The sequence below is a fragment of the Parafrankia sp. EUN1f genome, assembly GCF_000177675.1.
Taxonomy (GTDB): domain Bacteria; phylum Actinomycetota; class Actinomycetes; order Frankiales; family Frankiaceae; genus Parafrankia.
This window is the reverse complement of sequence record NZ_ADGX01000256.1, coordinates 1-7,772: the sequence shown is the minus strand read 5'-3', so window position 1 is coordinate 7,772 and position 7,772 is coordinate 1. Positions and strand designations below refer to the sequence as shown.

The window sequence follows — 7,772 nt, the reverse complement described above, 5'->3', positions numbered from 1 at the left end:
GGTTGACGTTCCGGAAGGCGGCGGTGCGATGAAATCCATGTAATGCTCGCCGGGCTCCCTGGTGCGGCAGCATGCCGTCCACCGTGATGAAGTTCCCTTCTGGGGGAGACACGGACGATGCGGGCAACCCCCGCGTGCTCCGGCTGTCCCCGCGCCGTGGCCACGACCAGGCGGGCGACGTCACCGACCTGCGGCTTCGCATGGATGTACTCGGAGTCGTGTGGCGTGATGTTGCGGTGCCCGGCGACCCGAACGATGGCTCTCACCAGCTGAGCTCCTTCAGCTTCTCGACGAGCCGCGTGACGGACTTCGACGCGGCATCGCCTTGGTTGTCCCCGTCGACGGCGTCGCTTATCGGGCACATCCGGCGGTCGAACGAATCGGCTGTGGCGTCGAGCGACATCGAGGTGTGGCTTGACCGGAACCGCGGCGTGCGGCGTGGGCCGGGCTGGGGGATGGTCAGGCGCTCGGCCGTCGCTGATCGGTGAGATCGTCCGGGAAGGTGCCTGGCGGAGTGCTCCCGACAGCGTGGGAAGCCGATGTCGACACCCACATCACCGAACTCGCTGAGAGCGTGACGACCGGACCGTCGGCTCGTGGTCCGCCACCCAGCCCCAACAGGTGATGACCGCCGGCGCGGTCGAGACCGCCACGGTCAAGTAGTTGGCGGAGCACGTCGACGGGGACGCCGGCGTCGGCGTGCCGCTGCGCGTAGGAGTGCCGGTAGGCGTAAGGGAACACCGGCTGCTTGTCGAACTCGGCCGTCGTTGCGCCGTGGGTGACCAGTAGCGGCGGCAGCGCGTCCACCCAGGCGCGGTGGACCTCGTAGAGGACGCCGACGCGGAACGGCTTCGCGCCGTGCGCGTTCATCTTCGGCGCCGGCAGCAGTCGCAGCTGCGGCGGGGGTGTCGGGGAAGCGGTCCCGGACCCGCTGCTGCTGGGCGACGATCAGGCTCGCGGTCGCGTCCGTGATCGGCAGCTCCCGACCGGAACGGCCGCATTGATGTTGTTCCAAATCAGGATGTACTTGCCCTGCCCACCGCGGGTGAGGCAGTCGAACGGCAGGTCGCAGATCTCCTCAGGCCGCCGGCCGATGTCGATGAGCAGCTCGATGGCCGTGCGGGCGTCCTGGCAGGTAGTCACGGTCGCCACCGCCGGCAGCCCCTGACACAGCTGGCGCAGGATCTCGGCGGGCAGTGCCCGGCCGGGGCGGTCGACGCGGTCCTTGGCGGGGACGTCCTCCTTCACGAGGGTGAAGTCGTCGGGCAGTCCTGCCGCCGCCTCGCCGGGCCGGGTCAGCCCTTGCCAGCGGGCGGCGGCCAGCACGGTGCGGACGTGGCGCAGGATGTCAATCCGCCGGTTCGCGCTGAGCGCGCCGGACTGCGCCAGGAACGCCAGCCGCTGGGTGAACGCCACCGTGTCCGCCCGGCCCAGCCGCGCCGGGACGGTGCCGTGGTCGTCGCGCTGTAGCCGCAGGCTGGTGCCCAAGATGACCGGGTCATACAACATCAGATCGCCGACGCCAGCCGTGATTGTCTCCGTCGGCCATCGCCGGGGCGGATGGGCGGCGGCCGTCGCACGTCGCCGCTCGCCCGGCCCGGCTCCCGAGCTTGACCTCAACCGAAGTTGAGCATCGAGGCTGGGAGCGGGGCCCGCGCGACGGCAGGCGGGCCAGACGGAACAGCCAGGCGACGGAGAAGGGTGCATGGCCGACAAGAGCTTCTACTCGATCATCGACTACGCGGTAGACGGACCCGATTCGCAGCGGGGGCTGGTCGAGGCGTTCGCGGAGATCCAGCGACAGTGGGTGAGCTTCTATCCGGGCTACCACTCGGCCCAGATCTTCGCGAGCATCGACGGCACCCGCGTCTACAACATCGTGCGCTGGGCGTCGGAGGCGGACTTCCGGCACTTCGAGCAGGTCTCCGACACTGCCGGGCGGATCGCGGCGATCCAGACCGCGGTCGCGGGGGTCACCGGTTGGGCCGAGCCACGCATGACCGGGGCGCCCCGCTTCACGGTGGCGCGGGAGGTCGGGCCCGGCCCGCGCCCGGCCGACGCCGCCGCCGCACCCGCCAGCTCGGAACCCGCTGAGCGCACCGAGGACGTCACCGAGGACGCCGGGTGACGGTCACGGTCGAGGTGTGGGTGGACGTCCTGTGCCCCTGGTGCTACCTCGCGGAACGGCGCCTGATCGCGGCGATCCAGAAGGTGGACGATCCGGGACAGGTGGACCTCGTGTGGCGCAGCTTCGAGCTCGGCCCGGACCTGAGTCGGGTGCCGGGCCCGACCGCGGCCGCGGAGATGCGCGACGGCACCTGGTGGGGCGACCAGGCCAGCGCCCGGATCGCCCGTATTCGCGCGCTCGGCGCGGCCGAAGGCCTCGATCTGAATCTCGAGGCCGCCCGGCCGGTGAACTCCTTCGACGCGCACCGGCTGGTGCAGCTCGGCGCCCGCCATGGTCGGGCAGGTCAGGTGCTGCGCGGGCTGCTGTACGCCTACCACACCGAGGGACGCAACATCGCCGACCTGGAGGTGCTGCGTGCGGTGGGCCAGACGGCCGGGCTCCCGGACGGTGACCTGCGGACCGTGCTGGCGGGCGACGCCTACGCGGACGCGGTGCGCGCCGACGAGCGTCGTGCCATCGAGCTGTCCGTGACCGGCGTCCCGACGATCGTGACAGCCGGCGGCACTCCGACACCCAACGTGCAATCCGTCGAGGCGCTGCGAAGCCTCCTCCAGCGGGCGATCGACGGCTAGCTAGGCGTCGTTACTGGTAGGCGCGGGTGCGGGGGCCGCAGCGCAGCCGGGTAATGACAATGCAGCGCAGCGCGGAGTTGGCCTGGCGATTGCCGATCTGGCCTCTGTCACGCAAACCCGGCTCGACGCGATCGCCGACCGGCTCAACGATCGGCCCTGCCGCGTCTTCGGCGGCCGTACCCCGCCAGGTCTTCACCGCGGCAGCCTTCGCCTGAACACCGACCCGCCTGCGGGTCATCCGGTGCTGTCGCACTGGCCATCACCAGCGGCGTTGCGTTCATCCCTCGAGACCGCCACCGAATACGGGACAGGACCACGACCACCTGACGCACCGGCCTCCGACGAAACAGCGCCGGCGGGATCTCCCGCCTGGCCCCGGCAGAGGGCGAGCTTGTGCCGGGTATTCAGGGTGTGGGGGTGGTCGGGGCCCAGCACCCGCAGGAACTCCCCCAGCAGCTGCTCGAAGGCGGTCGCGGCGCCGGCGGGGTCCCCCGCCTGGCCCCGCCAGCCCGCGAGGTTGCCCCGGGTGTTCAGGATGTCGGGCCAGAAACACCGATCTTGAAACAGTCCCGCCGGCTGTCAGACGGCGCCAACGAGTGCGGTGAGCGCGGCACCCGCCTCAGCCGCGGGTTAGTCTCGACGGCGAGTTCTGCAGTGTCTGCGGGCGAATGTTCCGGGCCAAGGCCTAGCCGACGCCGTAGTCATCGGTCGCCCGCGAGCCCGCGGGCCGGATAGCTGGTGCGCCGGTTGAGGGCGTGTGCGTAGTGGCCGAGTCCCCCCTCGGACACAACCTTTACGCCTACTTGCCTTGGGGCAGGCGTCGCTGCGACCAGCAGGCGTCGCTCAGAGGGCTTGTAGGTCAGGCGGACTCCCAGCGCGGCGTAGACCTTCGCCTTGTCCTCCGGATCGGCGTCGCGAAGCACCCGACGGAGATCGTCAAATCGCTCGACAAGATCCGCGATCTCCTGGCGGGACAAACGCGGCCGTGCCTGTCGGGAGCGGGTGGCGAGGACGGCCTGCGCGGCGGCGCGCTGCGCTGTCGTCTCCGCGATCCAACCCACGACAGTCGTCTCGTCGGCGCCCGCGTCAAGGACGGACCGGTAACGGGCGAGCTTGCGGTCGCATTCAGCCACCTGCCTCTGCGCGGCGGACCGGCGAGGGTCGTCCTCTTCCTGCGCTTCCGCTTGGGCCTGGGTCATGGCGTCGATCGTGTCGGCGACGTGGTGGGGCGCGAAGCGGGTGAACAGCCAGTCGTCGAGGGGCCGGACGATCGCCGCTTCACGCAGGTAGACGTTGCTCGGATGGTGCACGTGGTTCACCAGGGCGTATTCCTGAGGGTAGCGGCAGCGGTAGTGCGCCTTCCCGTTGATCCAGTTGCCCTGCATCTTGCGGGTGCACAGACCGCAGTGCAGCATCCCGCGGAACAGGTAGCGACGGGTGTCGCGCCGCTGGCCGCGTTCGCTGGGCGGGACGATCCTGCGGGCAGCACGCAGGGTCTGGGCCTGGGTGAAGGTCTCGATGTCGATGATCGCCGGATGAGCCTGCTCGGTAGACCACACCCAGGTCTCGGTCGAGTTCCACCGAAACTTGGTCTCATAGCCGAGAGCTACATCGTCGACGTCGAGCAGAACGTCTTCCTTGCGCTGCTTCCCCCAGATCTCGTGGCCGGTGTACCGAGGGTTGGAGAGGATCGTGCGGATCGCGCCCTTCGACCAGGCCAGACCTTCACGATGGCGGTTGCGGGCCCGATCGTTGGCGGACGGGCACGGGATCCCGTCGGCAGTCAGCCCTTCCGCGATCGCGAAGACCCCTGCGCCGGCGAGGAACCTCTCGAAGATCCGGACCACCACGGGGGCGGTCGCAGGATCGGGTTCGAGTCGGTGCAGCCGTCGCCCATCGGCGGCCTTGCCCGGGTTCGGGTGTGGCCCGGCGTCGGCGAGCCGGTACCCGTAGGGCGGCCGGCCCCCGAGATAGCGGCCCTCGACCTTGGTCTGCGCCTGCATCGCCGACCGCACCCGGATCTTGATCCGGTTCCGCTCCCCTTTGGACATGCCACCGAACACCGACATGATCATGTCGTGGGCTTCCGACGTCGGGTCAATCGGCCCGCCGACCTCGGGCACCCACAGCGCGACGCCGTAATGCTCGAACACAGGCATCGTCAGGCTGTACTGGTTGCCGTAGAACGCGCGGTGCGGTTCACCGACCACCACAGCATCAAAGCCGCGGTCCCGGTCGGCCAGCGCAGCAAGAAGCAGGCTCGCCTGCGGACGCCGTTTCCACGGCAGCGAACGTGACTGGCCGACATCGAAGTACTCGGCAACGATCTCCCCATGGCCGTCGATCAGCGCCGCAGCGCGGGCCATCTGCCAGTTCCGGGAGGCCTCAGGATCCTGCTGGTCCTCGGTCGATACTCGCCCCGTGAAGGCAAACCGTATCCGAGCCGGCTTCGGTCTTCCGATGGCGGCCGTCAGAGTGGGAGATGACGTCATCCAAATCACCACTTTCCGTGTCTCACAGGATTGATGTTCTGCGGATGGCCGGCTCTACCTGGCCAGCGCACCTGGGAATACTCAAGAACGGTCTCCCCGCCTCCGACGGGCGCGGCCATCGTCTCCGGTCCCTGCGGATTCACCGGCAGGTCTATGCTCGCCGACAGCAAGCAGTATACGCAACAAGGCCCGCGCCGCATCAGGGGAAAGCGACAGAGAATCATCAAGAAAGATGACACGAATAGTGTCGTCACGACGTCCACCTACTCGGTTACAGGCCGTACCCGCCTCGTCCCGCCCAGCCGGTTCCTCGCCGCCATGCAGCCGAGCGCCAGCTTCCTCACCCAGGCTTTCAAGATCGGCAGACTCTGCGGAAGAGCCTTGCTTCTCCTTTCTCACGGTCACCGGCTCCCACACTCGCGAACCGCCGACAGACTCCAGTAGGAGCGATCACACCATTTCCCTGACCTCGCGGCCAGCCAACCGCCCACCCGCAAGACTTCCAGCATCCCCGAGCACCGACTGAAACCTTTTCCCACACAGGAACTTGTCATGCCAATGAACACTCAGCCTGACGATCCCCGAAATTTTCCCCCAGACTTACACCACAGGAGCACGAAAAACTCGATGTTCACTCGCCGACGCCTCCCCCCTTGAAGACCGACAGGGAACCCCTTCGCCGTCCCCAAAATTGTCACCACCGCACGAGCGAAGCCCAGATAAGCACGAGCTATGCAGAGGTCGCCGTAACCACCGACACCGAATAATCCCACCACAAACCTCAGACCTATAACCACCCGGAACATTGCAGGGACTTTTCGATCTTTCTCGATATCGCTCGACAGCACCCCTGACCTGCACTGATAGTGATGCGGACCGTGCGTCACCCACCATCGACAAGCATCATCGCTCGGCGTTTTATGGCTCTATTCTGGTACCATCATTCTCGGTCGGGGGGCCCAGAACACGATGGAGCACGCCATGCCCCGCACCGGCAGACCACCGCTCGGCCTCGGAACCTACGGCGAGATCCGGACCTACAAAATGGAGTCCGGGCGCTACAAGGCACGTACCCTCTACCGCGACTTCGACGGCGTCACCCGTCCGGTCGCCCGGAACGGCGCGAGCAAGAACGCCGCGGAGGCCGCCCTCAAGAGCCACCTACGCGATCGGGTGTGGGAGGCCGGCGCGGAGTCGGAGATCACCTCCAACTCCCGCGTCGAGGCGCTCGCCGACGCCTGGTGGGCCGAGTTCTCCACGCAGGACAAGTCCCCCGGCACCTTCCGCCTCTACCGCGACCGGCTGGACAACCAGATCATCCCGGCACTCGGGAAGCTGCGCGTCCGGGAGCTGACGACCGGCGCCGCCAACCGGCACATCAGCACGGTCAGCGAGAACAACGGCGCCGGCGTGGCCAAGGCAACCCGCACGGTGCTCAGCAACATGTGCGCGTTCGCCTGCCAGCGCGACGTGATGAAGACGAACCCCATCCGCGAGGTGGCGCCGTCCGCCCGAAGGTCAAGAAGGTGCCCAAGGCCCTCAGCATCCCCGAACTCCAGCAGCTACGCGCGCTGTTCACCTACGACCCCGTCGCGGTGCGCAGGGACATCCCCATGCTGTCGAGCATCCTGCTCGCCACCGGCGTACGGATCGGAGAATGCCTGGCCTTCGTCCAGGACGCCCTCGACCCTGGCGAGGGCTCGATCGAGGTACGGGGGACGGTAATCTGGCTCAAGGGTACGGGGCCGATCATCAAACCTGCCCCCAAAAGCGCCGCCGGCTTCCGTAGGCTCCTCCTACCGACCTGGGCGGTCGACCTCCTCAAGCACAGGTTCAAGAAGTCGGCCGAGATCAGCAAGCCGGTGCCCGTACTGAACGGGGAGGCGTGGAACTCCCCACTGGCATTCCCAACCGCCAACGGGCGGATACGTGACGTCACCAACGTCGAGACCTACTGGCGGGAGGCTGTCACCGAGGCAGGCTTCGACTGGGTGGTACCACACACCATTCGGAAAACCGTCGCGACCGAGATGGACCGCGCGGGCCGAACAGCACGCGAAATCGCGGACCAGCTCGGCTGTCGGTGCCGAGCGAAATCTGACCAGGCGTTGCCGAAGTAAAACGGCGCACCCTCCAGCCTTGGAGGGTGATCACTGTGGAGGACTGGGCCGAGATCCGGCGGCTGCATCGCGCTGAGGGTGTCTCGATCAGCGAGATCAGCAGGCGGTTGGGGATCGCGCGGAACACCGTGCGGCGTGCTCTGGTCTCGGACCGGCCGCCCCGCTACGAGCGAGCGCCGCGGCGGCGGTTGACCGACGCGGTCGAGCCGGCGGTGCGGGCGCTGCTGGCCGAGTATCCGCGGATGCCAGCAAGTGTGATCGCGCAGCGGATCGGCTGGACGCACTCGTCGTCGATCCTGCGGGACCGGATCAGTCAGATCCGCCCCGAGTACGCCGGCGTGGACCCGGTGGACCGGGTGACGTACGAGCCGGGACAGGTCGCGCAGTGCGACCTGTGGTT

General features: G+C 68.1%; 11 protein-coding genes and 1 pseudogene. 5 read left to right on the top strand and 7 right to left on the bottom strand.

The genetic code is table 11. The features are described 5' to 3' along the window. The 4 genes and pseudogenes from FREUN1FDRAFT_RS47215 to FREUN1FDRAFT_RS36970 form a co-directional block, all read right to left on the bottom strand. Positions 1–266, bottom strand: a pseudogene (locus FREUN1FDRAFT_RS47215) (hypothetical protein); the annotation flags it as partial. Beyond that, complete coding sequence (locus FREUN1FDRAFT_RS44700) at positions 263–403, bottom strand: hypothetical protein (RefSeq protein WP_006544361.1); 141 nt, start codon at positions 401–403, stop codon at positions 263–265. The gene FREUN1FDRAFT_RS44700 and the pseudogene FREUN1FDRAFT_RS47215, both read right to left, overlap by 4 nt. Before the next feature lie 56 nt (positions 404–459). Continuing rightward, entirely contained in the window at positions 460–870 is a 411-nt protein-coding gene (locus FREUN1FDRAFT_RS36975) for a hypothetical protein (RefSeq protein ID WP_006545541.1), read from the bottom strand. 78 nt (positions 871–948) lie between these two features. After that, on the bottom strand, positions 949–1,509 hold the full coding sequence (locus FREUN1FDRAFT_RS36970; RefSeq protein WP_006545540.1) for a hypothetical protein: 561 nt from the start codon (positions 1,507–1,509) through the stop codon (positions 949–951). A 196-nt stretch (positions 1,510–1,705) separates the two neighbouring features. Between FREUN1FDRAFT_RS36970 and FREUN1FDRAFT_RS36965 the strand changes: the two genes are divergently transcribed. Beyond that, a complete protein-coding gene (locus FREUN1FDRAFT_RS36965; RefSeq protein ID WP_006545539.1) occupies positions 1,706–2,128 on the top strand; it encodes an antibiotic biosynthesis monooxygenase in 423 nt (140 codons plus the stop codon). Further along, positions 2,125–2,760, top strand: coding sequence for a DsbA family protein (locus FREUN1FDRAFT_RS36960; RefSeq protein WP_006545538.1), 636 nt, complete (start codon positions 2,125–2,127; stop codon positions 2,758–2,760). Before FREUN1FDRAFT_RS36965 ends, FREUN1FDRAFT_RS36960 begins: the two co-directional genes overlap by 4 nt. Before the next feature lie 10 nt (positions 2,761–2,770). On the opposite strand, the gene FREUN1FDRAFT_RS36955 is transcribed toward FREUN1FDRAFT_RS36960, so the two are convergent. The 3 genes from FREUN1FDRAFT_RS36955 to FREUN1FDRAFT_RS36950 all read right to left on the bottom strand — a co-directional run bounded on the left by FREUN1FDRAFT_RS36955 (position 2,771) and on the right by FREUN1FDRAFT_RS36950 (position 5,126). Further along, positions 2,771–2,956 carry a hypothetical protein gene (locus FREUN1FDRAFT_RS36955; protein WP_157475793.1) on the bottom strand — a complete coding sequence of 62 codons (186 nt, stop codon included), beginning with the start codon at positions 2,954–2,956 and terminating at the stop codon, positions 2,771–2,773. 38 nt (positions 2,957–2,994) lie between these two features. Beyond that, positions 2,995–3,294 (bottom strand): tetratricopeptide repeat protein, encoded by a 300-nt coding sequence (locus tag FREUN1FDRAFT_RS42595; RefSeq protein WP_232295589.1) that lies wholly within the window; start codon positions 3,292–3,294, stop codon positions 2,995–2,997. Between the two features lie 167 nt (positions 3,295–3,461). After that, positions 3,462–5,126, bottom strand: a complete 1,665-nt coding sequence (locus tag FREUN1FDRAFT_RS36950; protein ID WP_006545536.1) for a recombinase family protein — start codon at positions 5,124–5,126, stop codon at positions 3,462–3,464. Between the two features lie 1,107 nt (positions 5,127–6,233). Between FREUN1FDRAFT_RS36950 and FREUN1FDRAFT_RS44695 the strand changes: the two genes are divergently transcribed. The 3 genes from FREUN1FDRAFT_RS44695 to FREUN1FDRAFT_RS36940 form a co-directional block, all read left to right on the top strand. Further along, positions 6,234–6,977, top strand: a complete 744-nt coding sequence (locus FREUN1FDRAFT_RS44695; protein ID WP_157475792.1) for a hypothetical protein — start codon at positions 6,234–6,236, stop codon at positions 6,975–6,977. Beyond that, on the top strand, positions 6,866–7,372 hold the full coding sequence (locus tag FREUN1FDRAFT_RS48405; protein WP_157475791.1) for a tyrosine-type recombinase/integrase: 507 nt from the start codon (positions 6,866–6,868) through the stop codon (positions 7,370–7,372). Before FREUN1FDRAFT_RS44695 ends, FREUN1FDRAFT_RS48405 begins: the two co-directional genes overlap by 112 nt. Positions 7,373–7,398: 26 nt before the next feature. Further along, the coding region (locus FREUN1FDRAFT_RS36940; RefSeq protein ID WP_198144578.1) for a helix-turn-helix domain-containing protein at positions 7,399–7,772 on the top strand (374 nt) is incomplete at its 3' end.

Coding starts and splice junctions, on each gene's coding strand:
- FREUN1FDRAFT_RS44700 (WP_006544361.1), bottom strand. CDS start 403: ATGTCGCTCGACGCCACAGCCGATTCGTTCGACCGCCGGATGTGCCCG.
- FREUN1FDRAFT_RS36975 (WP_006545541.1), bottom strand. CDS start 870: ATGAACGCGCACGGCGCGAAGCCGTTCCGCGTCGGCGTCCTCTACGAG.
- FREUN1FDRAFT_RS36970 (WP_006545540.1), bottom strand. CDS start 1,509: ATGTTGTATGACCCGGTCATCTTGGGCACCAGCCTGCGGCTACAGCGC.
- FREUN1FDRAFT_RS36965 (WP_006545539.1), top strand. CDS start 1,706: ATGGCCGACAAGAGCTTCTACTCGATCATCGACTACGCGGTAGACGGA.
- FREUN1FDRAFT_RS36950 (WP_006545536.1), bottom strand. CDS start 5,126: ATGGCCCGCGCTGCGGCGCTGATCGACGGCCATGGGGAGATCGTTGCC.
- FREUN1FDRAFT_RS44695 (WP_157475792.1), top strand. CDS start 6,234: ATGCCCCGCACCGGCAGACCACCGCTCGGCCTCGGAACCTACGGCGAG.
- FREUN1FDRAFT_RS48405 (WP_157475791.1), top strand. CDS start 6,866: ATGCTGTCGAGCATCCTGCTCGCCACCGGCGTACGGATCGGAGAATGC.